Origin of the sequence: Dolichospermum planctonicum, from assembly GCF_005402965.1 — a bacterium.
Classification (GTDB): Bacteria; Cyanobacteriota; Cyanobacteriia; order Cyanobacteriales; family Nostocaceae; genus Dolichospermum; species Dolichospermum planctonicum.
In genome coordinates this window covers 1-24,573 of the sequence record NZ_BJCF01000040.1, presented here as the reverse complement: position 1 = coordinate 24,573, position 24,573 = coordinate 1, and the positions used below count along the sequence as shown (strand labels likewise).

Annotated in this window: 31 protein-coding genes and 1 pseudogene; 15 read left to right on the top strand and 17 right to left on the bottom strand. The window is 35.9% G+C overall.

The genetic code is table 11. From position 1 onward, the window contains the following. The first annotated feature begins 282 nt into the window (after window positions 1-282). Together tmk and FFO06_RS15930 are read left to right on the top strand one after the other, a co-directional pair. Window positions 283-909, top strand: coding sequence for a dTMP kinase (gene tmk, locus FFO06_RS15935; protein ID WP_137908916.1), 627 nt, complete (start codon window positions 283-285; stop codon window positions 907-909). A gap of 2 nt (window positions 910-911) precedes the next feature. Continuing rightward, window positions 912-1,865, top strand: a complete 954-nt coding sequence (locus FFO06_RS15930) for a DNA polymerase III subunit delta' (protein ID WP_137908915.1) — start codon at window positions 912-914, stop codon at window positions 1,863-1,865. A gap of 57 nt (window positions 1,866-1,922) precedes the next feature. Here the strand turns inward: FFO06_RS15930 and FFO06_RS22050 are convergent, their stop codons facing one another. After that, window positions 1,923-2,096 carry a hypothetical protein gene (locus FFO06_RS22050; RefSeq protein ID WP_236097164.1) on the bottom strand — a complete coding sequence of 58 codons (174 nt, stop codon included), beginning with the start codon at window positions 2,094-2,096 and terminating at the stop codon, window positions 1,923-1,925. 39 nt (window positions 2,097-2,135) lie between these two features. Here FFO06_RS22050 and FFO06_RS15920 point away from each other — a divergent pair, with 39 nt between their 5' ends. Together FFO06_RS15920 and FFO06_RS15915 are read left to right on the top strand one after the other, a co-directional pair. Continuing rightward, the gene (locus tag FFO06_RS15920; RefSeq protein WP_137908914.1) at window positions 2,136-2,351 is read left to right on the top strand and encodes a hypothetical protein; all 216 of its coding nucleotides are present in this window, start codon (window positions 2,136-2,138) and stop codon (window positions 2,349-2,351) included. A 5-nt stretch (window positions 2,352-2,356) separates the two neighbouring features. Next, a complete protein-coding gene (locus FFO06_RS15915) occupies window positions 2,357-2,773 on the top strand; it encodes a hypothetical protein (protein WP_137908913.1) in 417 nt (138 codons plus the stop codon). A 171-nt stretch (window positions 2,774-2,944) separates the two neighbouring features. Here FFO06_RS15915 and FFO06_RS15910 read toward each other — a convergent pair whose 3' ends face one another. The 8 genes from FFO06_RS15910 to acnB all read right to left on the bottom strand — a co-directional run bounded on the left by FFO06_RS15910 (window position 2,945) and on the right by acnB (window position 8,310). Beyond that, a complete protein-coding gene (locus FFO06_RS15910) occupies window positions 2,945-3,463 on the bottom strand; it encodes an REP-associated tyrosine transposase (RefSeq protein ID WP_137908912.1) in 519 nt (172 codons plus the stop codon). Window positions 3,464-3,615: 152 nt separating this feature from the next. Further along, a complete protein-coding gene (locus tag FFO06_RS15905; RefSeq protein WP_199290914.1) occupies window positions 3,616-3,723 on the bottom strand; it encodes a type II toxin-antitoxin system HicA family toxin in 108 nt (35 codons plus the stop codon). Then, window positions 3,716-3,982: a type II toxin-antitoxin system HicB family antitoxin gene (locus FFO06_RS15900; protein WP_137908911.1), complete on the bottom strand. Its 267-nt coding sequence runs from the start codon at window positions 3,980-3,982 to the stop codon at window positions 3,716-3,718. Before FFO06_RS15900 ends, FFO06_RS15905 begins: the two co-directional genes overlap by 8 nt. 42 nt (window positions 3,983-4,024) lie before the next feature. Then, window positions 4,025-4,366, bottom strand: a complete 342-nt coding sequence (locus FFO06_RS15895; protein ID WP_137908910.1) for a XisI protein — start codon at window positions 4,364-4,366, stop codon at window positions 4,025-4,027. Continuing rightward, on the bottom strand, window positions 4,336-4,698 hold the full coding sequence (locus FFO06_RS15890) for an element excision factor XisH family protein (protein ID WP_236097165.1): 363 nt from the start codon (window positions 4,696-4,698) through the stop codon (window positions 4,336-4,338). The genes FFO06_RS15895 and FFO06_RS15890 overlap by 31 nt, the downstream gene beginning before the upstream one ends. 228 nt (window positions 4,699-4,926) lie before the next feature. Beyond that, window positions 4,927-5,271 (bottom strand): XisI protein, encoded by a 345-nt coding sequence (locus FFO06_RS15885; RefSeq protein ID WP_137908908.1) that lies wholly within the window; start codon window positions 5,269-5,271, stop codon window positions 4,927-4,929. After that, window positions 5,259-5,675, bottom strand: coding sequence for an element excision factor XisH family protein (locus tag FFO06_RS15880; protein WP_137908907.1), 417 nt, complete (start codon window positions 5,673-5,675; stop codon window positions 5,259-5,261). The genes FFO06_RS15885 and FFO06_RS15880 overlap by 13 nt, the downstream gene beginning before the upstream one ends. Window positions 5,676-5,742: 67 nt before the next feature. Then, window positions 5,743-8,310: a bifunctional aconitate hydratase 2/2-methylisocitrate dehydratase gene (gene acnB, locus FFO06_RS15875; RefSeq protein WP_137908906.1), complete on the bottom strand. Its 2,568-nt coding sequence runs from the start codon at window positions 8,308-8,310 to the stop codon at window positions 5,743-5,745. Window positions 8,311-8,497: 187 nt separating this feature from the next. On the opposite strand from acnB, the gene FFO06_RS15870 reads away from it, so the two are divergent. The 7 genes from FFO06_RS15870 (at window position 8,498) to FFO06_RS15840 (ending at window position 12,981) form a co-directional block, all read left to right on the top strand. Then, window positions 8,498-9,526, top strand: a complete 1,029-nt coding sequence (locus tag FFO06_RS15870) for a DGQHR domain-containing protein (protein ID WP_137908905.1) — start codon at window positions 8,498-8,500, stop codon at window positions 9,524-9,526. Between the two features lie 5 nt (window positions 9,527-9,531). Continuing rightward, entirely contained in the window at window positions 9,532-10,425 is an 894-nt protein-coding gene (locus tag FFO06_RS15865; RefSeq protein WP_137908904.1) for a hypothetical protein, read from the top strand. A gap of 500 nt (window positions 10,426-10,925) precedes the next feature. Continuing rightward, window positions 10,926-11,804 (top strand): ATP-binding protein, encoded by an 879-nt coding sequence (locus tag FFO06_RS15860; RefSeq protein WP_137908903.1) that lies wholly within the window; start codon window positions 10,926-10,928, stop codon window positions 11,802-11,804. Beyond that, window positions 11,804-12,010, top strand: a complete 207-nt coding sequence (locus FFO06_RS15855) for a hypothetical protein (RefSeq protein ID WP_137908902.1) — start codon at window positions 11,804-11,806, stop codon at window positions 12,008-12,010. The genes FFO06_RS15860 and FFO06_RS15855 overlap by 1 nt, the downstream gene beginning before the upstream one ends. 16 nt (window positions 12,011-12,026) lie before the next feature. After that, entirely contained in the window at window positions 12,027-12,233 is a 207-nt protein-coding gene (locus FFO06_RS15850; RefSeq protein ID WP_137908901.1) for a hypothetical protein, read from the top strand. Next, window positions 12,233-12,613, top strand: coding sequence for a hypothetical protein (locus tag FFO06_RS15845; RefSeq protein WP_137908900.1), 381 nt, complete (start codon window positions 12,233-12,235; stop codon window positions 12,611-12,613). The genes FFO06_RS15850 and FFO06_RS15845 overlap by 1 nt, the downstream gene beginning before the upstream one ends. 119 nt (window positions 12,614-12,732) lie before the next feature. Further along, window positions 12,733-12,981, top strand: a complete 249-nt coding sequence (locus tag FFO06_RS15840; protein ID WP_236097163.1) for a RelB antitoxin-like protein — start codon at window positions 12,733-12,735, stop codon at window positions 12,979-12,981. Window positions 12,982-13,382: 401 nt separating this feature from the next. Here the strand turns inward: FFO06_RS15840 and FFO06_RS15830 are convergent, their stop codons facing one another. The 6 genes from FFO06_RS15830 to FFO06_RS15805 form a co-directional block, all read right to left on the bottom strand. Continuing rightward, window positions 13,383-14,183, bottom strand: a complete 801-nt coding sequence (locus FFO06_RS15830) for a DUF3153 domain-containing protein (RefSeq protein ID WP_137908899.1) — start codon at window positions 14,181-14,183, stop codon at window positions 13,383-13,385. A gap of 19 nt (window positions 14,184-14,202) precedes the next feature. Beyond that, window positions 14,203-14,724 carry a tetratricopeptide repeat protein gene (locus FFO06_RS15825; RefSeq protein WP_137908898.1) on the bottom strand — a complete coding sequence of 174 codons (522 nt, stop codon included), beginning with the start codon at window positions 14,722-14,724 and terminating at the stop codon, window positions 14,203-14,205. 173 nt (window positions 14,725-14,897) lie between these two features. Then, on the bottom strand, window positions 14,898-15,791 hold the full coding sequence (argB, locus tag FFO06_RS15820; protein ID WP_028090507.1) for an acetylglutamate kinase: 894 nt from the start codon (window positions 15,789-15,791) through the stop codon (window positions 14,898-14,900). Window positions 15,792-15,955: 164 nt separating this feature from the next. Further along, window positions 15,956-17,059, bottom strand: coding sequence for a double zinc ribbon and FHA domain-containing protein (locus FFO06_RS15815; RefSeq protein ID WP_137908897.1), 1,104 nt, complete (start codon window positions 17,057-17,059; stop codon window positions 15,956-15,958). 98 nt (window positions 17,060-17,157) lie between these two features. Continuing rightward, complete coding sequence (gene pgl, locus FFO06_RS15810) at window positions 17,158-17,880, bottom strand: 6-phosphogluconolactonase (protein ID WP_137908896.1); 723 nt, start codon at window positions 17,878-17,880, stop codon at window positions 17,158-17,160. 477 nt (window positions 17,881-18,357) lie between these two features. Next, on the bottom strand, window positions 18,358-19,467 hold the full coding sequence (locus tag FFO06_RS15805; RefSeq protein WP_137908895.1) for an S-(hydroxymethyl)glutathione dehydrogenase/class III alcohol dehydrogenase: 1,110 nt from the start codon (window positions 19,465-19,467) through the stop codon (window positions 18,358-18,360). Between the two features lie 102 nt (window positions 19,468-19,569). Here FFO06_RS15805 and FFO06_RS21220 point away from each other — a divergent pair, with 102 nt between their 5' ends. From FFO06_RS21220 to rimM, 3 genes are read left to right on the top strand one after another with little or no spacing between them, the layout of a single operon-like run. Beyond that, window positions 19,570-19,710: a hypothetical protein gene (locus FFO06_RS21220; RefSeq protein WP_162501204.1), complete on the top strand. Its 141-nt coding sequence runs from the start codon at window positions 19,570-19,572 to the stop codon at window positions 19,708-19,710. Window positions 19,711-19,730: 20 nt separating this feature from the next. Continuing rightward, entirely contained in the window at window positions 19,731-21,014 is a 1,284-nt protein-coding gene (locus FFO06_RS15800) for a valine--pyruvate transaminase (protein WP_137908929.1), read from the top strand. 5 nt (window positions 21,015-21,019) lie between these two features. Next, window positions 21,020-21,709, top strand: a complete 690-nt coding sequence (gene rimM / locus FFO06_RS15795) for a ribosome maturation factor RimM (RefSeq protein ID WP_137908894.1) — start codon at window positions 21,020-21,022, stop codon at window positions 21,707-21,709. Between the two features lie 218 nt (window positions 21,710-21,927). On the opposite strand, the gene FFO06_RS15790 is transcribed toward rimM, so the two are convergent. Beyond that, window positions 21,928-22,359, bottom strand: a complete 432-nt coding sequence (locus FFO06_RS15790; RefSeq protein WP_137908893.1) for an NUDIX domain-containing protein — start codon at window positions 22,357-22,359, stop codon at window positions 21,928-21,930. 189 nt (window positions 22,360-22,548) lie between these two features. Here FFO06_RS15790 and malQ point away from each other — a divergent pair, with 189 nt between their 5' ends. Next, window positions 22,549-24,057, top strand: a complete 1,509-nt coding sequence (malQ, locus tag FFO06_RS15785) for a 4-alpha-glucanotransferase (RefSeq protein ID WP_137908892.1) — start codon at window positions 22,549-22,551, stop codon at window positions 24,055-24,057. Window positions 24,058-24,230: 173 nt separating this feature from the next. On the opposite strand, the pseudogene FFO06_RS15780 reads toward malQ, so the two are convergent. Then, window positions 24,231-24,452, bottom strand: a pseudogene (locus tag FFO06_RS15780) (DUF4115 domain-containing protein); the annotation flags it as partial. Between the last annotated feature and the right edge of the window lie 121 nt (window positions 24,453-24,573).

Below are 24,573 nucleotides of genomic sequence, written 5' to 3'. Positions count from 1 at the left end.
GTCACAAATCCTAGTACAGTTTGGCGGAAATAACATGACCATTAAAAGCTCCGAAAATTTGATAGATTACAAAGCTTGAAAATGGTTCATTCACTTACGCCGCAGTGTAATAGGAGACATGATAGCATAACAACACAGATATAACCAGAAATGTTGAATTTATATACTGTACAGATTTACCATTATATGTATTAATGAAATTGCCTCTTTTCAGGCTTTTCTTGATCAAGTGTACACAAACAGGGATGTCTAAAAAATCATAATTCTACAAAATTTAACAACATGAATGGTAAATTAATTGTCTTTGAAGGGGTAGAAGGATGTGGTAAAACTACTCAGATGCACTTTTGTTCTCAGTGGCTAGAAAGTTTAAATATCTCAGTGGTGCTGACTCGTGAACCGGGAGGAACGGAGTTAGGGAAGGATTTACGGGGGTTATTATTGTCAAAGTCAGCCAATAAGCCAGTAAGTGATATTACGGAACTTTTGTTGTATGCTGCGGATAGGGCGCAACATATTGAAGAAGAATTAAAACCGAATTTAGCTATGGGAAAATATATTTTATGCGATCGCTATACAGATTCTACCATTGCTTATCAAGGTTATGGCAGGGGTTTAGATATGAGTCTAATTAATAATCTCAATCAGATTGCTACTGGAGGTTTAACAAGTGATATAACTATTTGGTTAGATGTAGATGTGGAGGTAGGTTTATCGCGCAAACGTGGACAAGCTACATTAGATCGCATTGAACAGGAAACAATTGCTTTTCATCGTCGAGTACAAAGGGGATATAAGGATTTATATGTATCCTATCCATCCCGAATTGTGCGAGTAGATAGCAGTGGGAGTCAAGAAATTGTGCAGCAAAATATACAAAAGATTTTACAGAAACGGCTGTTTTCATAATTATGTTTTCGTCATTAATCGGACAACAACAAGCGGTAGAATTACTAACCCAGTCCGTTAAACAGAACCGAGTTGCACCTGCTTATATGTTTGTAGGTGCTGATGGTGTGGGTAGAAGTTTAGCAGCACAGTGTTTTATAGAATTACTTTTTTCCAGTTTTGTAAAACCTGATCAAATTCCGATTTTACAACATCGAATTAAACAAAGAAATCATCCAGCTTTATTGTGGGTAGAACCAACTTATCAATATCAAGGACAAAGATTTACTCCAGCAGAAGCAGCACAAAAGGGAGTTAAACGCAAAGCACCACCAGTAATTCGGTTAGAACAAATTCGAGAAATTACCCAATTTCTGGCTCGTCCACCCTTAGAAGCGGCGAGAAATGTGATAGTATTAGAACAAGCAGAAACCATGGCAGAATCTGCGGCCAATGCGTTATTAAAAACTTTAGAAGAACCGGGAAAAGCGACATTAATTTTAATTGCACCTTCCCCGGAATCTGTATTACCAACTTTAGTATCTCGTTGTCAGAAAATTCCTTTTTATCGTTTAGATAATGCTGCTATGAAGCAGGTATTGACGCAAACAGGAAATACAGAGATTTTGCAACATCCAGAAGTGTTAAATATAGCCGCAGGTAGTCCAGGAAATGCGATTTCATCTTACCAACAATTGCAAAATATTCCTAGCGAATTTATGGAACAGGTGAAAAAAAGACCAACATCTTATCGTCATGCTTTAGAATTAGGGAAGAAAATTGATAAAGAATTAGATACAGAAGCGCAATTATGGTTAATTGATTATTTACAACAATACTATTGGCAACAAATACATGAACCGAAAATTATTCAACAGTTAGAAAAAACTCGGAAACATTTACTTTGTTATGCTCAACCTCGTTTAGTTTGGGAATGTACATTTTTAGCTTTGTTTCAGATATCGCAAATACAGTAAATTGTAGAATCATTGCTTTAAGTTCTTGTTTAATATTCATCAATTACAATTCCTTTATCAATCCTCAAAAATACTATCAGAAATTTCTCGTTTTACTCTAAAATTAACGTTCATAATTTGTTGGTACAATATATCTAAATCAGAAATATTAATTTTACCATTTAGCTGTAATTTACGAATCACTGCCAAAGTTCCTTTAACATTTAATCCTAGGATGCTTCTATTAATCAAGGTAGTCTTAAAAAATGGATAAATGACGTAAAAAAGCTATTGAAAAGAAGACAACCAAGCGGCTTTCGTTATATCTTCCCTGTTAATCGTTTAGACGAAAACAATAAGAGTATTTTAGAACAGCTTAAAACAGAATTTCCTAATATAGACATACAATATTATGATTGTGATTCAGTTGATCGCCTTGTAAAAGCCTTGAAAAAAGTAAATAGCTTACCTGAATTAGTTGAATATATTAAACAAGCTAGGAATTAAAATTTATGACTACATCTCTTCATTTTGCAAGACTTAAATATTTTTCTGAAGAATTTACTAAAGATAAAAAACATGATGATATTTTACAAGAGTTAAAGAAAATTTTAGCAAAAGAAGAAAGTGAAAATATTGATGAAACACTAGACAGTAAATTTACTGAAAATATAGAGACTGAATATGTTATGATCAACGCTAATATACCTGAAGTACAAAAATTACTCATCGGTGAATCAGAAATTTTATTACACCGTAAATCAAGATATTACTTTGTTAATGAAACAATATGGGAGGTTATAAAAGAAGCTATTTTTGAACAATCTAGAGAAATAGAAAAAAAAGAGGATTTTTTCAACATAGCAGAAGAATATGTAAAACTTAAAAAATATTTTGACAAAAAAATGTTAGTTTTTGAAGCTTCATAAATATAGATAGTGGCACAGGCTTCTAGCCTGTGAAACTGTTAAAATCAAACTGTGAAAATTCCAAAATCAACCTGTAAAATTTTTAAAATTAACTCTATCAAATGATTAGTGTTAATTACTTTCATAAGATAACAGGCAGGATGCCTGTTCCACAATTCACAATTATTTTAACTAAAATTCTTCCCATAAAAAAGAATAATCTTCAGGAGTTTCCACTAAATTAGCTTTAACAGGATTTTCCCTAATATAATTCCAAGTATTCACAAACTCTTGATGATTTCTCATTATCCGATCATATCTTTCATCTTGCCACACAATGCCAATATGCTTCATAACTTTGGGAATTTGCTTAGAACTATAACTTTTAATACTATGTATAATACTGCTTAAAGACCAACATTCATTTTCTGATTTAGGTAAAGGCTGCATTAACCAATGAAGATGATCTGGCATAATTACTAAAGCAAAAGTACGATATCTAATTTGATTTTTATTTTGACTAGCATCAAAAAACAAACAACAGTTTAAAACTGTTTGCATTGCTTCATTATTTAATTCCAACTTATCCCAAGTTTTAAAAGTTATAAAATAAACAGATCCCGCTAATTCCCAATGGGGTAAACATCTCTTTTTGATGTCTAGTTGTGGATTAGTTTCCACTGATAAAAGTTTAGATTGTTCTATTTCCATAGTGTTAGTATGATGTTGTTCATGATTAATATTTAGAGTATATCCAAATTCATAGAATTATATCTAATTAAGTGGCACAGGCTTCTAGCCTGTGAAAATGTGAAAATAAAATTTGTAAAAGTGTAAAAATCAGACCTGTGAAAATGTGAAAATCAACCTGTAAAATGATCACCTTTTCCCTCTCTATGAAAAGTACAACCTGCTTTTTCTAATAATTTAATTAATTCTTTGGGTTTTAAAGAAGGTATATTTTTAGGCATAAACCTTCCTCAATTCATAGATTTCTGATTGTTTTTCTTTTTCCTCAACTAACAAAAATTCATGTAATTCATCTATAGAAATAGGAGATTTATAAATATTATCTTCTGATTCATAAACATCTTCAAAAGATGCTATTGCGTCCTTTAATTTATTAACTGCATCTTCTTGAGTATCTCCCTGTCCAACAATACCATTTTCTAAACACAAACCCACCCAAAAATCAGAACTTTGTTTGAGAACAACTGTGTAAAAGTTCATTTTTGTTTTCCTATAGATTAAATTTAGGATCAAGAGAAAGTATTAAGCAATAGCAAACTCTGTAAACTTCCGAGTTTCTGGATCATGAAAAGCTAAAACAATATCCTCTTTTGGTACACCTTCCCTTAATAACTCCGTTGCTATTCCCTCCTGGGTCCAATCTTCCTCAATGTAAATCTTTTCATTTTTAATGCGAACATAAATATGAGTATTATTAACTCTTTTTTTGTTAACCCAATCAATACTACGCCAAAAATAATGATGATTATTGTCATCAAAAATTAGACAATTTTCCGGGTGAAAATCAGGAGCTTTTTCAACAATTTGATAATATTCTGTTAAGATTTTTTTGATTATTTCTCCATATCTTGTGAGCTTATCCATGATACAATTTCCTCCTGTTCGTTATTAAAAACAATAAACTCTACCTGATGACGTTTAACAATAGCTTTAACTGATTTTCTTTGAAAAAAGCTCTCAAATACAGTGTCTTTAACAGCTAAATAAATGGCATAATGTTTTTCAGATAAATCTAAAATATCACGATATACAATATATTGTCCTAATGCCAATTCAAAATCCCTCATCAGAGAAGGATTAATAAAACTTTTTATTTCCACAACAATGGTACGATCATTTTGTTCAGCTAATAACGTTTTTTCAGCAAGTAGATCAGCGTAAAGTTGGGCATCTTCGTATTGTAAAAAATAAGAAATGGTAGATATCCTTTGCCATTTTCCTCCTTAGTTTAAGTTCATTGATATTATAGTAACATTTTTTTGACATCGGCTAAATATACAGAAACACGATCTTTCTAAAGATTATATTGCTTTCTTAAACTGACTTTTCCACATAAAATATTAATCATAACATAAATTATAACATTAAGGTGAGTCCATCCAGACCCACCTTAACCTAAATCATACTAACAAAGTTTTTCTCTATTAAGCAATAGCAAACTCTGTAAACTTACGAGTTTCAGGATCATGAAAAGCTAAAACAATATCCTCTTTCGGTACAGCTTCCCTTAATAACTCCGTTGCAATACCTTCCTGGGTCCAATCTTCCTCAATGTAAATCTTTTCATTTTTAATTCTCACATAAACAGTAATTGCCTTCACTCGTTTTCTTTCATTCCAACCTACATCAAACCATAAATACTGATCTCTTTCATCATCAAAAGATAAGACTGTATCAACTCCAGAAATATTAGGAGTTTGACTAGCTATTTGATCATATTCTGTTAATATTTTTTTGACAATTGCACGATAATTATTTAATTTATCCATTGGACAATTTCCTCCTGAACAATATTAATTACAATCAGTAAAATTTTATATTCCTCTATGACAAGTTGAATCCCTTTTGTTTGAAAAAAAGTTTCATAAGCCTCTTGTTCGATTGCTAAGTAAACACGATAATCAGGATGTAATTGTCTTAGCAGTGTACGGTATAAAATATATTGTCCTAAAGCACATTGAAACTCATGAATTAGGGACAGACTCAAGAAACTTTTAATTTCCACTACAATATTAGTATCTTCTTTTTGTGCAGAAAACAACTTTTTTCCGGCAAGATCAGCAAATAGTTTTAATCCTTCATATCTAATGGTATAAGGATCACGAATAATCTGCCAACCATCCTTGAGTAAAGCGTTTTTAAATCCATCATGGTAGATATCTTTTGCTGGCATTGTTTACCCCAATAATAAACTATTATAACATTTCAGGTGAGTCCATCAAGACCCACCCTAACCTAAATTATACCAAAGCCGCCTGTTCCTCCTTACTAATCACCCTCCCCTCATCCTCAAAACCAACAATTTGATCAAAATTCAAATAACGATACAAATTATCAGCAAAAGGATTAATTTTCTCCCCAACAATCTCCATATATTCCTTAACCGTAGGAATACGTCCCAACAACGCACAAACCGCCGCCAATTCCGCTGAACCTAAATACACTTGAGCGCCTTTTCCCATGCGATTATTAAAGTTACGAGTTGAGGTAGAAAACACCGTTGTATTATCATCAACTCTTGCCTGATTTCCCATACATAAACTGCATCCTGGAATCTCCGTTCTCGCATTCGCACTTACAAAAACATCATACACTTTTTCTAGTTTTAATTGATGTTCATCCATTCTTGTCGGAGGTGCAATCCATAACCGCGCTTTCACCGCACCAGCACCTTCTAAAACCTTGGCTGTTGCTCGATAATGTCCGATATTTGTCATACAAGAACCTACGAAAACTTCCTGTACTGGATCATTCGCAACTTCTGATAATAACTTAACATTATCAGGGTCATTTGGTGCCGCTACAATTGGTTCTTTGATTTCGTTTAAATCAATCTCAATTACTGCTGCATATTCGGCATCTGCATCTGCTGATAATAATACAGGATTAGCTAACCATTCCTCCATTTTTGCCACGCGCCGCAGGATAGTTCTGGCATCACTATAACCCCGTGCTACCATATTTTTTAACAGAGCAATATTGGAACGCAAATATTCCGCTATTGTCTCTTCACTTAACTTAATTGTACAACCTGCACAAGAACGTTCGGCGGAAGCATCTGTTAATTCAAATGCTTGTTCTACTTTCAAATTTGGTAATCCTTCAATTTCCAAAATTCGCCCGGAAAAAACATTTTTCTTGTTCTGTTTTTCCACTGTTAATAATCCTTTCTGCATAGCTACATAAGGAATGGCGTTAACAATATCTCTCAAGGTAATTCCTGGTTGCAATTCTCCTTTAAAACGGACTAATACCGATTCTGGCATATCTAAGGGCATTACACCCAATGCACCAGCAAAGGCCACTAAACCAGAACCTGCAGGAAAGGATATTCCCAAGGGAAAGCGGGTATGGGAGTCTCCTCCTGTTCCCACGGTGTCGGGTAATAACATCCGGTTTAACCAGGAGTGAATGATACCATCACCGGGACGCAAAGCCACGCCACCACGAGAGGAAATGAAGTCTGGTAGTTCTTGATGGGTTTTGATATCTACAGGCTTGGGATAAGCGGCTGTGTGACAAAAACTTTGCATGACTAAATCTGCACTGAAACCTAAACAAGCCAGTTCTTTTAATTCGTCTCTGGTCATTGGTCCTGTAGTGTCCTGAGAACCCACTGTGGTCATGATTGGTTCGCAAGATGTCCCCGGACGTACTCCTGGTAAACCAGAGGCTTTACCGACCATTTTCTGCGCCAATGTGTAGCCTTTTCCGGTGTCGGTTGGTGCTTGAGGACGGATAAATAAATCGCTGGGTGCTAAACCCAAGGCTTGACGGGTTTTGTCGGTGAGGGTACGGCCAATTAATAGGGGAATGCGGCCACCTGCGCGAACTTCGTCTAAAATGGTGTCAGGTTTGAGGCTGAAGGTGGAAATTACTTCTCCTGCGGCGTTGGTAACTTCACCTTTGTAGGGGTAGATGGTAATTACGTCACCAGTTGCCATTTTTGTAACATCGCATTGTATGGGTAAAGCTCCCGCATCTTCGGCGGTGTTAAAAAAGATAGGTGCGATCGCACTACCCAAAATATAGCCTCCAGCCCGTTTATTTGGTACAAAGGGGATATCATTACCTAAATGCCATAATACAGAATTGATTGCAGATTTACGAGATGAACCTGTACCCACCACGTCACCGACATAGGCCACAGGATGTCCTTTTTTCTTTAAGTCTGCAATGGTTTCTAAACTTCCCGGTTGTCGGGTTTCTAACATTGCTAAGGCGTGTAAAGGAATATCTGGACGGGTTGTAGCGTGGGTTGCTGGTGATAAGTCGTCAGTGTTAGTTTCTCCGGGAACTTTGAAAACCGTGACGGTGATAGATGCTGGTAATGTGGGACGAGTGGTAAACCATTCCGCTGCGGACCAGGAGTCTACCACTTTTTTAGCGTATTTGTTGGTTTTTGATAGTTCTAATACATCATGAAACGCATCATAAACTAACAGGATTTTGCTCAATGCTATTGCTGCGGTTTCCGCTACCGGGGAAGAGAGTAAATCAATTAAGGATTGAACGTTATAACCGCCTACCATTGTTCCCAGTAATTCTACTGCTTGGATAGCAGAGACTAAGGGACTGGTAATTTCTCCTTTAGCAATAGCAGTAAGAAATCCGGCTTTTACATAAGCTGCTTGATCTACTCCGGGGGGAATGCGATCGCGTAATAAATGTAATAATAACTCTTCCGTACCTGTGGCGGGATTTTTCAGTAATTCACATAATTCTGAAGTTTGTACTGCGTCTAATGGTAAGGGGGGAATACCGAGTTGGGCGCGTTCTTGGGTGTGTTGTTGGTATTCTGCTAACATGATTTAGCCTTTCTCCTGCTATGTCTTGTTTTCTTTATTTTATTGTAAGGGAATTGTTACAGGAGTTACTGGTAAACGAATTTGTCAGAAATAGACAGTTTATAGTTTATGATCTTTATTCTAGGTAAATTACTAAAGATATATGTTATAATAGAATCCACATTAACAATCAAACATTTGATTATTTATGAGTATTGAAATTCCCGCATTTCAAGTAATTCAAAACAACATATCCATGCTTGTGTTTGTAACTACTGTGAAGATGATTTATGAACGTTTTGATGTTTCTCGAAGAATTGATGATAAAAAGTTAGGATATCAAAGATCATTTTCTAAAAAGAGAATCAAAGAAATTAAAAATTATATTAATCAAGAACAGGGTATTATACCTAATTCTATTCTGGTCAATATTGATGAAGGCAAATTTGACTATCAAGAAAATAATAATTTACTCATTTTACATGAGACAGAATCTTTAGGTCTAATTATAGATGGACAGCATAGAGTCAACGGTTGTTATGATGCAAACCCTGATTTTAAATTAATGGTAATTGCCACTTTGGGATTATCTATTAAGGATCAAGCAAGACTTTTTGTAACAATTAATAAAACTCAAAAAGGTGTTCCTGCATCTCTTTATTTAGATTTAATGAATTTGTTAGAAGGAGATATTGAAGATTTTGATGGAGAAGGAGTTAGTGCTGAAAGACGTGCCAGAGAAATTGCTATTAGATTAAATGAAACAGATGAAAGTCCTTTATATGAATTAATTAGAACCACTGGAGAATCAGGTTTTGGCATATCTTTAAATGAATTTGTCAATCAAATTAGAGATTATGTAGAACCCAAAACAGGAAAACTTGCTAATTATGGTTTTGAACAGCAATATAAGGTTTTTGAAATATATTTCCGTGCCGTTAAAGCTGTATTTTTAGAACAATGGGAAGATCCAAAATCTTATGTTTTGAAAACAGTGGGTTTTGGTGGACTCATGCAAGCATTTTATGAGATTTTTAATTTGGTTATACAAAAATATCAATTGTTTAATACCGAAAATACAATTAAAGTGCTGAAACTAATTCAAGACTTTAAATTTGATAGAGATAACTTACCAAGTGGTGGTGGTTTTAAAGCACAAGAGAAAGCTGGTGACATGATAGTAAGTAAGTTAAAAAATGCAGTTCGGGAAGATTTTGTGGTTATGATTGGAGATTAAAAAAGGTGTCATTAACATTTGAGGAAATTGCTATTGCTTTTAGTAATTGTAATAGTGATGCTAAAAGTTCTTTTAAAGATTATTTGATTAACTTATATAAATCAAAAACAGATTATGAAAACGGATTTACCATTTCTAATGTAAACAATTATATATTAACTGATATTGAAAAACTTTTATCTAAAGCAATTTTAAATATTTGTGCTGCTGACAATTTGATTAAAAAAGGATATTTTAGTTGGGGTTTTGTGACTTCATATTATGCTAATTTTTTTTTAATACAAGGTTTAAATAGAACACAACTTAACTTTACAACTTGGGTATCGCGTTCTATAGATTGTATAGAAAAAGATTATCAAAAAAAGAATATTCATATCATAGGTATTGCTAACTCATCAGATGAACATCAAAGACAGTTCAAACGGTTTTTTGAAAATTTTAGTCATTTCAGAAATCGTAAAGGAATTGATAGGTATTGGAATATCGGAATTAAACCTTTTGAATTAGGCAATGAATCAGAAATAAGAAATAAAATTAATTATGAAATTTGTAGTGATGCTTTTTATGAATTAGATTTAGATAATATAGAGTTTAAGAAAATCAGTAAAGATAATCTCTATTCTCCTTTTACTGAATATAAAGAAAATTCACGAATATTTGATAATTATTCCCGTCGTAATTTAAAATTAGCAATAGCTAGATTAAGAATGCTAACCTACACATTAAATTTTATTGCTGTGAGAAATTTAGAATATCACAGTTATTATCAAAGGAATATGAAAAATAGACTAACAGCTATTAATCAAAAATATCCTGATGTCAGTGTATGGATTAAAGAACTGTTTCAACAATGGTTAATTTTTGATTCAGAAATAGTAGATAATGATAATGTATTTTAAGTTGTCGCTCACTATCCCAGCATCAAAAATAACCCATCCTGTAAATCCTAAAATCCTGGATATCCTGATTCTGACAAACTGATGTTGATATTATGCTAAACGATATTCTGCACTTCATAATGTAGTATAAGCCTTTTCAAGCATTATTCTTAATAAGGGTGGAAAAATTACGTATTAAAACTTAAAATCTTTGACAATATATGTATTGTTAAAAACAATAAAAAATAAAATTAAGGAAATATTCGCATATTACAAAATGAAGTGCGGAATATGGGATACTAACATGATTTAGCTTTTCTCCTGTAATGTGTTGATTTATTTATTTTATTGTAAAGGAATTGTTACAAGAGTTAGGGATGGACAGAACTTGCCACCTGATATTTTTTGAAGTTTAAGAAATATTAAATTTTTAATATATGTTATGTAGGATTCAATTGTAATTATGATATAATTCATGTAGTCTAAATAAAGTTTTAAATTTCTATCTGTTTCTATCTCTCATGAGTAATGGATTAATACAATTAACGTCTGCGGAAATTAAACAAAAAATAAATCATCAGGAGCTTTTTGGAGTTGATGATTTGTTTGAATATCTTTTTAATTTCTGTAAAATCTGTTTAACAGCAGATACAAAGCAACTTCAAAAGTTTAGCTACTATGATTTAAAACCATCTGTCTTACTTTCTGGTGTTCCTAATACTGGTAAAACAACACTGTGTTATTCGTTATTTCATAAGTTAAGAGAAGAAGTTACTAATGAAATTAACTTCTATTATGTTGATGTAGGAAGGATGCTTGATCCAGCTTTAGGCCAGTCTTCACGTAATATAGGGGATATTTTTGATGATTTAAAAAGTAAATGTAAAAATGGTTCTTCTGTATTTCTGTTATTAGATGAGTTAGATACTTTCTGTATGAGTAGAAGTAGAACTCAAGAACATGATGCTATCAGGAGAGCTATGACGACTCTCATGGGTGAACTAGATAACCTGCATCCTAGTAAAGATAACAAACTTTTAATTTTTGGAATTACCAATGTTCCAGAACAAATTGACACCGCAGTTGTTAGAAGATTTTCTTTAAAAAAAGAAATGCAGATTCAAATGAATTTAGATACTTTTAATAAGTATTTAGAGGCTTTAGGTGATACAATTAAATATTCACCTCCTGAAGAAATCATAAAACAACTATTTGAATTGTATCAAACAAGAAAATTAACTGCGGGAGATGTAAAGAATTTTTACAAGGAAGTTTATATTGACTTTTTATGTAAAAATAAAGAACAAAGTCTAATTGAAAAGAAAATTATAGAACTTTTTGAAAAAGGTTTTTCAACTTGTGAACATCTTGAAACTACAAAAAAGGAGTTACTTAGATAATGGCTGATCAAACTGACGAAGATAAAATGATAGAAAGACTAACCATTCATAAGAATATGATTGGGTGGTTAATTGAAAAACTTCAGCAAGAAGGAATTGAATGTCAAAGAACTACTGGTAATGATTCAAAGGGAGATATCTTGTGTATTAATCCTGAAGATGTTCCCAGAGTTAAGGAAATAGTTCGTCAAATTAAAAAAGACTAAAATTCATAATTTGATTATGCCTCACATAGAAGTAAAAAGTAGAAAAGTAATTCATTCTACATTAGCTAAAAAAATCATAGATAAAGGTGATATCATTGCAGTTTTAACTACTGGATATATTACCAAACAGGCAAAAGAAGTATTTGATCAAGCTGATATAGCTTGGTCTGAAAAGATTGAAGAAGAACAATTTTTAGAATCTGAAGCACAGGAGGTAGAATAATGTCATTAGATATTACATTTTACAGCAAAAATGGTGAAGCATCAGATACCATAGAATTTTCAGAGCAATTCTATGAGAAATTAATTAAATCAGATTTCACAGAAATAGGCGCATCTCATAAAATAAAAATCAAAGTTGATGAAGAAGAACAGGAAATTGAAGCTATTGATTTGAATAAAGGAATAATAACTAATAGACAAAGATTAATTGATTTTTTCAAAGAAAAAATTGTTGAAGAAAGTAAAAATATGATAGAAAAGTTAGGAGATGCACCTTCAAAAGATGAATATGAAAAACAAAGTTATTCTCTGAAAAAATTTCATGAAATACTAGCTTCTGTAGAAGACAAGAAATATGATTATCTCGAAAGAGTTACCTAAATTAATCTATATCTTTCTGTGATCTTAGATAATGGTGCGTTACATTATATTAACGCACCCTAAAACTAATATAAAAAATAACCCCATCCTGTAAATCCTAAAATCCTGGATATCCTGATATGGCTTGCGCCACGCTACGCTATCAGACAATATGCTATAATCTACCTAATGATTTAGGAGTTAAATTAATGCTACAAATCAATAAGAATTATGTTTTAGATCAAAATCAAAAACCAATTGCTGTCCAAATTCCTATTACTGAATTTCAACAAATAGAGGAAATTTTAGAAAATTATGGATTAGCAAAACTGATGGAAGAAGTAGAAACTGATGAAGTTTTATCTAAAAATGAAGCTTTAAAATATTGAGAATTACTTAAAAATAACAATGTAGAAAGTTGAATATACAAAGAAATTGTTAAAAGAATTAGCATCTTTACCTAAAGAGATTTAATCTGGGATAGAAGCAATTGTTTTTACTGAATTAGAAATAGAAAATCTTTTTGAGTTAGGCTATCTTGGAAAAATGAAAGGTGACAAAGATAAATATAAAATTAGAGCAGGAGATTATAGAATTGGTTTAACTCTTGATCAAGAAACTCAAACTATTTGATGTCAAAGAGTTGCACATCGTAGCGAAATATATAAAATTTTTCCTTGATTTGCAATAGTACAATCGCTATTTTAATTCTACTAAATTCTGTAGGTTGGGTTGATAAAACCCAACATTTTACATTTTCAGGAAGTAATTACATCCTGATGCCAATATTTTACAACTCTTTCACCGTTAACTGAATACTCGGACTTGGTAATAACGTATATCTCAAATAGAACCCCAACCACACAAATCCAATAATTAACAAAGTTCCAATTCCCAGGAAATTAGGTAACCAAAACACCACCTCTATATGATTGATAGCACCTGGTTTAAGTGTCCAGATCAATTGATTACCATGCTTTTCTGGTTTAATAGCATTTTCATTATTGTCAATGTTTTTTGTTCCCCAAGGTGTCTGTAAACTAAAATCTAAATTGACAATTGAATTATTATTCTTGGTGGTAAGCATGGCCAAAGAACGCAAATCTAAATCATAAACTAGATGATTTCTAGAAAATAGGAAAAAATTCCTATCTTCTGCTACCAAACTTGAGGTAATATCTGATATTTCCGAATTATTGCTATCTTGAGAACTGCGATTTTTGAAAAATACAGTAAATTTTTCTTGTAATTCCTTCGCACTGGTAAAGGGAATTTTAACAATAATTTCTGCTGGTGAAATTCTCTGTGTTGAACCTCCTAAAGTTCGCGCTTGATTTTCTAAAGTTTTTAACCATTCTGATAGATAATCACCACTAAAAATGGTGAGTTTTTCCGCTAACTGAATATGCTGTATTAATTCCCCATTATTTGTGCTATTAAAATTTACTCCTAAATCATATTTTACACAACCAGATAGGAGCAATGAAGAAAGTATTACCATCAATACAATAGGTTTTATTTTGGTAATTTTGCCAATTTTACTAATTGAAAAAAATCCGGATTTTATCTTAATGAAAGTGAATACATTCATTGTAGTTTCTCCTTATTTGCTAAAAACTTAACCAAACTAAATAGGAAATTGTTAAAGAAACAGCAATTAAAGCTACCCAAACAAAGCGATTATCTTTAGTATTGACCGTGCTAAGATCAATATATTCTGGTTCTACAGATTTGGGTTGAGATTGAGATTTTTTAGGTTGGGAATTGACAACTATTTTCGATTTGTGATCAGAAACTATACCAAAGTCAGGAATTTCTGTCATCCATTCTTGAGGACGATTAAGTTTGGGTGCTTTTAAAATATAGACTAGGCGCTTTGCTTGTTGACGAATTTCATAATGGGGATGACCTACAAGTTGTTGACAAAGATTTATTGCTGCTTCTGAACGTCCCGCAGCTTCATAAGCATTCACCAACCAAATTTCTACTTCTCCAGCAAAACGGGTATTTTTTCCTAATAGGGCGCTGGCTTTTTCTAAATTTTCTACAGCCTCCCGATATTGACCATTTTCAAAAGCAATTGTCCCCATTTGGTAACGAGATCTAGCGAGTTCTAAACTTTCTGTAGTCATTAGTTATTCAGTCATTAGTTATTAGTTATTAGTTAAATCGGCGGTTAGAAACCGCATCTACACAAACAAAACCCACCTGCGTGGGTGAGAAATCTCTGGTTTTTATGCAGTCTGCGGAGGCGGAATTTGTTTGTGTAGCCGTGAATTTTATTCACCAGAACTATTAATCCTGATTATTGTCTCAACTGAGAACCAAGAATCATTGTCCCAATCCCCACATCTGTAAATACTTCTAACAGTAAAGCATGAGGAATACGACCATCAATGATATGTGAAGCTTTCACCCCTTGAGCTAGAGATCGCACACAACAATTCACTTTAGGAATCATCCCCCCACTAACTATACCATCAGCAATTAATTGTCGCGCTTCCCGAATATCTATTTTCGGAATCAAGGTAGAAGGGTCATGATAATCTTTTAAAATTCCTCTGGTATCGGTGAGCAAAATTAATTTTTCTGCTCCCAAAGCTGCGGCTATTTCCCCCGCTACGGTATCAGCATTAATATTATAAGCCTGTCCCGTTTCATCAGCAGCAACACTGGAAACTACGGGAATATAGCCATTACTAGAAAGTGTTTCTAAAATTTTGATATTGACACTGCTAACTTCCCCAACAAAACCAATTCCTTCATCACCTTGAGGACGAGCCGTAATTAAGTTACCATCTTTACCACAAAGTCCTACGGCCATACCTCCAGCCTGGTTAATTAGCGCGACAATTTCTTTATTTACACGCCCAACTAACACCATTTCCACTACATCCATGGTTGGTGCATCGGTAACACGCAAACCATTTTTAAATTGTGCTTCAATTCCTAATTTACCTAACCAACTATTAATTTCTGGACCACCACCATGAACTAAAATTGGCCGCAAGCCGACGCAAGATAAAAAGACAACATCCCGAATTACTTTATCTTTGAGGTTGCTATCCTTCATTGCTGCGCCACCATATTTAACTACAACGGTGCGACCAGCGAATTGTTGGATGTAAGGTAATGCTTCACTGAGAATTTCGACGCGATTCGCTTCAGCCTTCCTGATATACTCTGTATCATTAATCATGTTTTTACCCAAGTTGCTAATTATCTAGTTTATTGGATAACTAGCAACTAGAGTTAATAAGCTATTGTGATGATAGCAGTGGGACAGGGAGCAGAGAGATATTCATTACCCATTACCCATTACCCATTACCCATTACTTATTACCTATTACCTATTACCTGTTCCTAAGAGAGTTGAAACAAGAAAGTCACTAAATCGCCCTTACCTAAGCTAATGCGATCGCCGGGACGGAGGCGATGTCTATTTCCTGGTAATAGGGGTAAATTGTTGATGTAAGTACCATTGGAACTACCAGCATCTTCTATATAACAAGCATCTCCCTCAATCCGAATATCTGCGTGAATCCGGGAAACAATCTCAGAATTTGCGAATCCTGAAACATCAATATCTGGAGGAATGCGGTCATTAGGCTTACCAATATGAATAACCGAGAGATTTTGTGGTAATTCTATTTCTTGGTTAGCTTGAACATGAAATAACCGCGCCACTACCTGTTGTAATTGGGTGTTGGACACCTTGGCAGGTGGTGCGGCTGGGGCTACTTCAGGAATTGTCAGCGGATCTATCTGGGGTACATAAGCAGGGGGAATATAAGCCTCCGGTTCTGGTGCTACAGGTGCCGGTGGTGGGGTAAGTACAGGAGGAATATATACTTCCGGTTCTGGTGCTACGGGTGCCGGTGGTGGGGTAAGTACAGGAGGAATATATACTTCCGGTTCTGGTGCTACAGGTGCCGGTGGAGGAGTAAGTACAGCGGGAATATATACTTCCGGTTCTGGTGCTACAGGTGCAGGTACAGCAGGAATATAAACAGCTTGTTCCTGAACTACAGCTACGGGTGGGGGTGTCAGTACAGGGGGAATATAAACTTCTGGTTTTGGTGCTATGGGGGGAACATAAACGGCTTGTTCCTGAACTACAGCTACAGGTGGGGGTGCTATGGGCGGTATATTAACACTAACAGGAGGGTTGGCGGTATTCGCAATTCCCAAGGCATCGGGCTTTAATAGTTCCATGATTGGATCAGGAGCAACCGGCGGTACTTGTACAGGGATATTAGCAGCAGCACTTGGCGCGACTGTGGTTGCTGCTGTCGCAGCGGCGTGAAAATGTAGGTTATAACCGCACTGACCGCAGAATGCTGCATCTGACTGTACTGTTGCTCCACAATTAGGACATTTAGCTGTAGCTGGCAACGGGCTGTAGCAAGCTTCACATTGAACAGCCCCATCTGGATTAGGGTGATTGCAATTAGGGCAAACTATCATGGATTTAAGCCTTAGTCAAGGTCGTTGTAAAAATATTACTGACAAGCACAGAAGTAACTTTAGCTTTTGATGCTAATAATTACTTAGAGTGAAAACATTTAGCTTTTGAGTTCTAAACCAGCAGCTGTATCTAGCAACCAGTAAAGTTCTCCCTGGGGTTTAATCAAGCGAGATGGATAAGCAAAATCATCTGCTACTGGTGCGAAAATTTGCGCCAGCGCTGGCCTTTTGTTAGCACCAGCAACCATAAAAATCACACTGCGAGCCGCGTTAATCAATGGGTAAGTAAAGGTGATGCGGAGACTGTCCCCTTTGTTACCAACAGTAATTAAGCGATCGCACACATTGAGAGCCTCTGTGTGGGGAAACAAAGATGCAGTATGGGCATCATCACCCATTCCCAATAAAACTACATCTAATGCCGGGAACTCTCCAGATACGGAATTAAAAAATGTTTGCAGATGCTGGTTATACTTAGCTGCGTCCACTTCTGGATCAGCGGACAAAGTGGGGATAGCATGAATATTAGCTGCTGGTATAGCAACCTGATCTAACCATGCACGTCGCGCCATCAGTTCGTTGCTATCAGGGTGATCTGGTGGCACATAACGCTCATCTCCCCAGAATACATGAATTTTATCCCAGGGCAACTCCTGCATGGCCATGGCTTCATACAAAGGTTTTGGTGTGCTGCCACCTGATAAAGCAATTGTAAATTGTCCCCGTTCCTTAATAGCAGTTTCCACTTTTGACAGGATCAATTCTAGCGCCCGTTGGACTAGTTCGGACACGCTGGTGTGAACTTCAACAGTTTTGTTCATGGCATTATCATTACATGATGCTGTTTCTTTGCAATACCATAGCGAACTTCTGACCATTTTCCGGTTTAACTGTGGAAACTTTTAACATCATCAAGTTAAACCATAAATTATGGTCTTCTATTGTCCTTTACCTTCTTTATCATTATTCTTGATTGCTTGTCAGTATTCAGTTGTACTAATCGCTCATAATCACTCCAGAAGACTGTTGGCTGAATAAAGATACATCGGTAAATAAGCCAAAAATAAAAATTCTTACCAGTTTACCAGTTTACCAGTTTACCAGTTGTGAAAATTGACAAATTAGAGATTATTACTGATCACATTAACGTCACATAATAGAAAGTAGATTGGCAAGTAAAATATACCAGATATCCATCTGGATCAAAATCTACATCTTTTTTGTCAACTTAAACCTAATTACAAAGCTTTTCTTACTTTGTGCCTTTGCTCCTTAGCGTCTTAGCGCGAAACAAAAACCTAAAAAGTCACAACACTGCGAATAGAGTCACCCCTGTGCATTAAATCAAAAGCATCATTAATTTTTTCTATCGGCATAACATGAGTAATTAAATCATCAATATTAATTTTACCATCCATATACCAATCTACAATTTTTGGCACATCAGTTCTTCCTCTAGCACCACCAAAAGCCGAACCTTTCCAAACTCTTCCAGTTACTAATTGAAATGGACGAGTGCTGATTTCTTGTCCCGCACCAGCAACACCAATGATCACACTTACACCCCAACCTTTATGACAACATTCTAAGGCTTGACGCATGGTATTAACATTGCCAATACATTCAAAAGAATAGTCAGCACCACCTTTTGTTAAGTCTACTAAATAAGGAACTAAATCACCCGCAATTTCTTGAGGATTGACAAAATCTGTCATACCAAATTTTTCAGCTAAAGCCCGCTTTTTAGGATTAATATCTACACCAATAATTTTATTTGCACCCACCATTCGCGCTCCTTGGATGACGTTTAAACCAATCCCCCCTAAACCAAAAACTACTACATTTGCACCTGGTTCTACTTTAGCTGTATAAATTACCGCGCCAATACCTGTTGTTACGCCACAACCAATATAACAAACTTTATCAAAAGGGGCATCCTCTCGAATTTTGGCGACAGCAATTTCTGGCAATACCGTATAATTAGCGAAGGTGGATGTACCCATATAATGGTGAATAATATCGCCACCCATACTAAAACGACTAGTACCATCTGGCATTAAACCCCGTCCTTGTGTGCTGCGAATTGCTTGACAAAGATTAGTTTTGAAGCTGAGGCAATAATCACATTGACGACATTCAGGGGTGTATAAAGGAATTACATGATCTCCAGGTTTAAGACTTTTGACATCAGCCCCTACTTCCACAACTATACCAGCACCTTCATGGCCTAAAATTGCCGGAAATAAACCTTCAGGATCATCACCAGAAAGGGTAAAGGCATCCGTATGACATACTCCACTAGCTTTAATCTCAATTAATACTTCCCCTGCTTGTGGTCCTTGTAATTGGACGGTTTCAATTGTTAAGGGTTTTCCTGGACTGTATGCTACTGCTGCTTTGATTTCCATTTGATTCTCTTGATTGGCGAGGATTTACGTAATTTTATCTCACCCAGAGGCACTCCAGGCGCGAAGAGGAATATTTTTGATGATTACTTGTCAAATTGTTCTATGTATGCTAAAGTGGTGGGCATTGCCAGAAAAATATCCTATCTGATTAACTACGGTTTAGATTGGTTGAAGGCAGCAGCTATTTTAGCGATTATGACCACAAACTTGATCTTGGCTGCAACTACCCACTTTGGCGATTAATGAAATCTGTAATAAACATGATCAAACCTGCCCTTACTAAAATTGGCGCTCAAATGTCTAACTTAACTGGCGTAAGAGCGATTATGAAAGATATTAACGAAACCCTCAGAGCTAGTAAGGGAAAGGAATTATATAATTTGAGTGCCGGGAATCCCCTGATTTTACCAGAGGTGGAACAGTTATGGCGGGATTGTACGGCAGATTTATTAGCTAGTTCTGAATATGGTGAGGTTGTTTGTCGTTACGGTTCAAGTCAAGGTTATTCACCATTAATTGACGCAATTGTCAAGGACTTTAACCAGCGTTATGGGTTAAGTTTAACTGACCGGAATATTTTAATTACTGCGGGTAGTCAAACTATCTATTTTTATGCCGCTAATGCTTTCGGTGGTTATACTCAAGATGGTAATTTAAAGGAAATTGTCCTGCCTTTAAGTCCAGATTATACTGGTTATGGTGGTGTTTGTTTGTTCCCAGAAGCTTTAGTCGCTTATAAGCCTACTTTGGATATTGATAGGGACGCACACCGTTTTAAATATCGTCCTGATTTTAACCAACTTTCCATTACAGAAAATACTGGTTGTGTGATCTTTTCTCGTCCTTGTAATCCTACTGGTAATGTTTTAACTAGTGATGAAGTGAACAAAATCACCGCCTTAGCTGAACCTCATCATGTTCCTGTATTAATTGATTCTGCTTACGCGCCTCCGTTCCCAGCTTTGAATTTTACAGACATGACTCCCGTATTTGGGGAGAATATCCTCCACTGTATGAGTTTATCAAAGGCGGGATTACCTGGAGAACGCATTGGGGTGGCTATTGGTGATGAAAAGCTAATTCAGGTCTTAGAATGTTTCCAAACTAATGTGGGAATTCATTCTTCTCGATATGGTCAAGCGATCGCCGCTCGCGCCATAGAATCAGGTATATTAGCAAATATCGCTGAAAATGTGATTCGTCCTTTCTACCAGCAAAAGTTTGATGTGTTAGAAAGTACATTAGCATCGGCAATGCCAAAAAATTTACCCTGGTTCTTACATCGTGGTGAAGGAGCGATTTTTGGCTGGTTGTGGTTGCAAGATTTACCCATGACTGATTGGGAATTTTACCAGGAATTAAAGAAAGTTGGTGTGATTGTTGTTCCTGGTAGTAGTTTCTTCCCCGGTTTACAAGAGGAATGGGAACACAAACACCAATGTCTCAGAATTAGTTTGACTGGTAGTGATGAGGAGATTATTATCGGTATGCAGCGTTTAGCTAAGGTTGCTGAACAGGTTTATCAAGTTGCGGCTGTAAGTGTGTAAGAGAAATGAACCACGAAGACGCAAAGAACACGAAGAAAATATTGCAGGGAAGCAGGAAGCAGCCAGCAGCGGTAAAAGCTCAAAAATCACCTCTTCCTGGTGCGGTAAGGGCTGAGAAACCCCATTCTCAACCAATTCCTAATCTTGATGATTGGTTAGAAATTGGTAAAATTGTCGCACCTCAAGGTTTAAATGGGGAGTTGCGGGTTTATCCTGATACTGATTTTCCCGAACGCTTTGAAGAACCAGGAAGACGCTGGTTATTACGTCCAGGGGAAACGGAACTTCAACCTGTAGAATTATTAAGTGGACGCTATATTGAGGGTAAAAATCTCTATGTGATTAGATTAAAAGGAGTAAGCGATCGCTCTCAAGCTGAAAATATGCGTGATTGTCGGTTCTTTGTGCCTATAAGCGATCGCCCTAAATTGGCAGCGGGTGAGTTTCATGTGATAGACTTGCTAGGATTGCAGGTTTTTATGCAATCTTCTGGGGAGTTGGTGGGAACACTGGTAGATATATTACCTTCAGGTCATGATTTATTAGAAGTAAAATTAGATTCTGCTTTTGCTGAAGATAAAGCCGGAAAAACAGTTTTAATTCCCTTTGTGATGGAAATTGTCCCTGTTGTGGATTTGGAAAATCGTCGCGTCGAAATTACCCCTCCCCCTGGTTTGTTATCAATTAATGATTAGTTAAACTGTGTCACATAAGTGGTTTAATAAATCTTTTTATTTGCAATTAATACCTGCCTATATTTACTTAGGTTCAGATGAATTTACTGTTATATCGTGTCTGCCTAATCACTGACGATATAGTTCGTCATTGTATTGCCTTTTCCCAATTACCAATTACCCATTACCAGCCTCAACAGATATGATCAGTGTTCAACCGGACATGATATTAAAATCCCTCACCCCAATCTAGGACCTATCCCATAATTTCTATATTGCCAATAATCTCGCAAAATCCGGTCGTGATCAAAACACAAATCACTAGGAACACACCAAGGCTCGAAAATACCCACACCCTTAGCATCATCACCCGCTAAAGGTTGACCTGTAGCTGTTGCTAAAAACACAATACTAATTGTATGCTGACGAGAATCACGACGGGGATCAGAATAAACTAAAAATTGTTGAATTAACTCTACTTTTAACCCTATTTCTTCCTCTGCTTCCCTAATTGCAGCTTTTTCCACAGTTTCACCATAATCCACAAAACCACCAGGTAGCGCCCACCCTAAAGGTTCATTATGTCTTTCAATGAGAATAATAGGGCGATGAGGTCTATCAATTAACTCAATAATGATATCAACAGTGGGTGCAGGATTTCTATAAGTCATTGTTCATTTGTTAATATGTAGGTTTATAGATCCTCGACTTGTTCAATGGGGATCTGAGTGAGTACAATAGATTATTGTGATTCATCTTCTTATTTCTTCACAAATCACAACAGTCAAGACTAACCATGCCATGATAAATTCGATGCGTAACTGATAAACGATTACCCTTTCCTATATTTCAGGTTAAATATGCCTTTTCCTAGATCCAGTGGTATTCTACTACATCCCAGTTCTTTCCCCAGTCGTTTTGGTATTGGAGATTTAGGACTGGAAGCCTATGATTTTATTGATTTTCTTAAAAATAGTCACCAGCAATATTGGCAAGTTTTACCTCTAGGTCCGACTGGTTACGGTAATTCTCCCTATATGTGCTATTCTGCAATGGCGGGAAATTACTTTTTAATTAGTCCCGACAAGTTGCTAGAGGAGGGCTTATTAACTACAGCCGATTTAGCTGATTTGCCAGATTTTCCAGCAGATTATGTAGATTTTCAGGAAGTTATCCCGGTTAAGGTTAATTTACTGATTAAAGCTTGTGAAGATTTTAAAACTAAAGCAACTTTAACTCAAAAACAAGCTTTTACCAAGTTTTGTACTGATAAAGGCTATTGGTTAAATAATTACGCTCTGTTTATGGCTATTAAAGATGCCCAAAATGGTGCAGGCTGGCATAATTGGGAGCCGGAATTGGCAAAGCGTGAACCAGCGGCTTTAGCTGCGATGGAACAAGAGTTAGCGGCAGAAATTTTTTATTATAAGTTTGTCCAATATGAGTTTTTCCGTCAATGGTCAGAACTGAAAAACTATGCTAATGAAAATGGTGTAGAAATTATTGGTGATATCCCTATTTACGTAGCCCATGATAGCGCTGATGTCTGGGCTAATCCTGAGATATTTGCTCTAGACGAGGAAACAGGATCAGCGGCTTTAATGGCCGGAGTCCCACCAGACTATTTTAGTGCCACTGGTCAATTATGGGGAAATCCGGTGTATAATTGGGAAGAATTACAAAAACAAGACTTTAAATGGTGGGTGCTGCGTTTTGAGGCCATGCTGGATTATGTAGATATCATTCGCATTGATCATTTCCGGGGTTTTGAGGCTTATTGGGCTGTACCCCAAGGTGAAACAACTGCTATGAATGGTGAATGGATTAAAGCACCCGGTGTGGCTTTATTTGAAACTATTAGAAAGCAGTTAGGTAAGTTACCTGTGCTTGCGGAGGATTTGGGGATTATCACCCCAGAAGTGGAAGCACTACGAGATCAATTTGAGTTTCCAGGAATGAAGGTATTACAGTTTGCTTTTGGTTCTGATCCCGGAAATCCCTTTTTACCCTTTAACTACAATCGTAATGCTGTAGTTTATACTGGCACTCATGACAATGATACAACTGTGGGCTGGTTTAATGTTGCAAATGATTACGAAAAGCAAAATTTATTGTTGTATTTAGGTTGTATTAGTCCTGACGGCATAAACTGGGATTTAATTAGATTAGCTTTGAGTTCTATCGCTAATCAGGCGATTATACCTTTACAGGATGTATTAGGTTTGGGAACTGATGCAAGAATGAATTTTCCAAGTACAGCGGAGGGAAATTGGCAATGGCGTTATCAAGCAGGTGTATTAACCCAAGAATTAAGCGATCGCTTAAAAACTCTCACCCTGCGTTGTGGACGCGCCCCTAGACAATCCTAAGTTAGTTAAATAAATTTGGGCTAATAAACGCGAAAAAAAACTGATGTTTTCGCTATTTTGTCCTGGTTTGACTGAATAGACGAAAACCCCAAGTTTTTGATCAAACCACCCTTGATTGAGATCAAGCCAAAAGCCAAAATAAGCCAAAATTTAACGATGATGATGATTTCCGGTTAGTTTGGTCCAGCAGCGATCTTGATTTCCTCGGTTTTGCCAATTTCCCCCATTTCTTTGGCTTTCTGCCGATTCACGCTCATTAACACCCCACCAGCATTATTAGTTTTTACTATCAGCTGCTGACTAGCTTTCCAAGTACGACTAAAACCTTGTGGTAAAACTCCTTCAAAAGCCGTTTTACCATCTGTCACCACACTAATCCATGAGGAGGCTTTTAACCCACATTCCGCACCCTGAACTGTCACAGATCAAAAAAGCAGAGATAGTAGTACATAATAACTAACGATCAATTAAAGAGAAATAAGCTTAATGAGAATACATATCATTAAAAGGGGGGTG

Excerpts from the sequence above, each read along its gene's own strand:
- tmk (WP_137908916.1), top strand. The coding sequence starts at position 283 with ATGAATGGTAAATTAATTGTCTTTGAAGGGGTAGAAGGATGTGGTAAA.
- FFO06_RS15850 (WP_137908901.1), top strand. The coding sequence starts at position 12,027 with ATGCCTCACATAGAAGTAAAAAGTAGAAAAGTAATTCATTCTACATTA.
- FFO06_RS15855 (WP_137908902.1), top strand. The coding sequence starts at position 11,804 with ATGGCTGATCAAACTGACGAAGATAAAATGATAGAAAGACTAACCATT.
- argB (WP_028090507.1), bottom strand. The coding sequence starts at position 15,791 with ATGATTAATGATACAGAGTATATCAGGAAGGCTGAAGCGAATCGCGTC.
- FFO06_RS15845 (WP_137908900.1), top strand. The coding sequence starts at position 12,233 with ATGTCATTAGATATTACATTTTACAGCAAAAATGGTGAAGCATCAGAT.
- FFO06_RS15860 (WP_137908903.1), top strand. The coding sequence starts at position 10,926 with ATGAGTAATGGATTAATACAATTAACGTCTGCGGAAATTAAACAAAAA.
- FFO06_RS15825 (WP_137908898.1), bottom strand. The coding sequence starts at position 14,724 with ATGACTACAGAAAGTTTAGAACTCGCTAGATCTCGTTACCAAATGGGG.
- FFO06_RS15900 (WP_137908911.1), bottom strand. The coding sequence starts at position 3,982 with ATGAACTTTTACACAGTTGTTCTCAAACAAAGTTCTGATTTTTGGGTG.
- FFO06_RS15905 (WP_199290914.1), bottom strand. The coding sequence starts at position 3,723 with ATGCCTAAAAATATACCTTCTTTAAAACCCAAAGAATTAATTAAATTA.
- FFO06_RS15805 (WP_137908895.1), bottom strand. The coding sequence starts at position 19,467 with ATGGAAATCAAAGCAGCAGTAGCATACAGTCCAGGAAAACCCTTAACA.
- FFO06_RS15870 (WP_137908905.1), top strand. The coding sequence starts at position 8,498 with ATGAGTATTGAAATTCCCGCATTTCAAGTAATTCAAAACAACATATCC.
- FFO06_RS21220 (WP_162501204.1), top strand. The coding sequence starts at position 19,570 with ATGTATGCTAAAGTGGTGGGCATTGCCAGAAAAATATCCTATCTGATT.
- rimM (WP_137908894.1), top strand. The coding sequence starts at position 21,020 with ATGAACCACGAAGACGCAAAGAACACGAAGAAAATATTGCAGGGAAGC.
- FFO06_RS15885 (WP_137908908.1), bottom strand. The coding sequence starts at position 5,271 with ATGGATAAATTAAATAATTATCGTGCAATTGTCAAAAAAATATTAACA.
- FFO06_RS15895 (WP_137908910.1), bottom strand. The coding sequence starts at position 4,366 with ATGGATAAGCTCACAAGATATGGAGAAATAATCAAAAAAATCTTAACA.
- FFO06_RS15915 (WP_137908913.1), top strand. The coding sequence starts at position 2,357 with ATGACTACATCTCTTCATTTTGCAAGACTTAAATATTTTTCTGAAGAA.
- pgl (WP_137908896.1), bottom strand. The coding sequence starts at position 17,880 with ATGAACAAAACTGTTGAAGTTCACACCAGCGTGTCCGAACTAGTCCAA.
- FFO06_RS15930 (WP_137908915.1), top strand. The coding sequence starts at position 912 with ATGTTTTCGTCATTAATCGGACAACAACAAGCGGTAGAATTACTAACC.
- FFO06_RS15880 (WP_137908907.1), bottom strand. The coding sequence starts at position 5,675 with ATGCCAGCAAAAGATATCTACCATGATGGATTTAAAAACGCTTTACTC.
- FFO06_RS15815 (WP_137908897.1), bottom strand. The coding sequence starts at position 17,059 with ATGATAGTTTGCCCTAATTGCAATCACCCTAATCCAGATGGGGCTGTT.
- FFO06_RS15840 (WP_236097163.1), top strand. The coding sequence starts at position 12,733 with ATGGCTTGCGCCACGCTACGCTATCAGACAATATGCTATAATCTACCT.
- FFO06_RS15790 (WP_137908893.1), bottom strand. The coding sequence starts at position 22,359 with ATGACTTATAGAAATCCTGCACCCACTGTTGATATCATTATTGAGTTA.
- malQ (WP_137908892.1), top strand. The coding sequence starts at position 22,549 with ATGCCTTTTCCTAGATCCAGTGGTATTCTACTACATCCCAGTTCTTTC.
- FFO06_RS15830 (WP_137908899.1), bottom strand. The coding sequence starts at position 14,183 with ATGAATGTATTCACTTTCATTAAGATAAAATCCGGATTTTTTTCAATT.
- FFO06_RS15910 (WP_137908912.1), bottom strand. The coding sequence starts at position 3,463 with ATGGAAATAGAACAATCTAAACTTTTATCAGTGGAAACTAATCCACAA.
- acnB (WP_137908906.1), bottom strand. The coding sequence starts at position 8,310 with ATGTTAGCAGAATACCAACAACACACCCAAGAACGCGCCCAACTCGGT.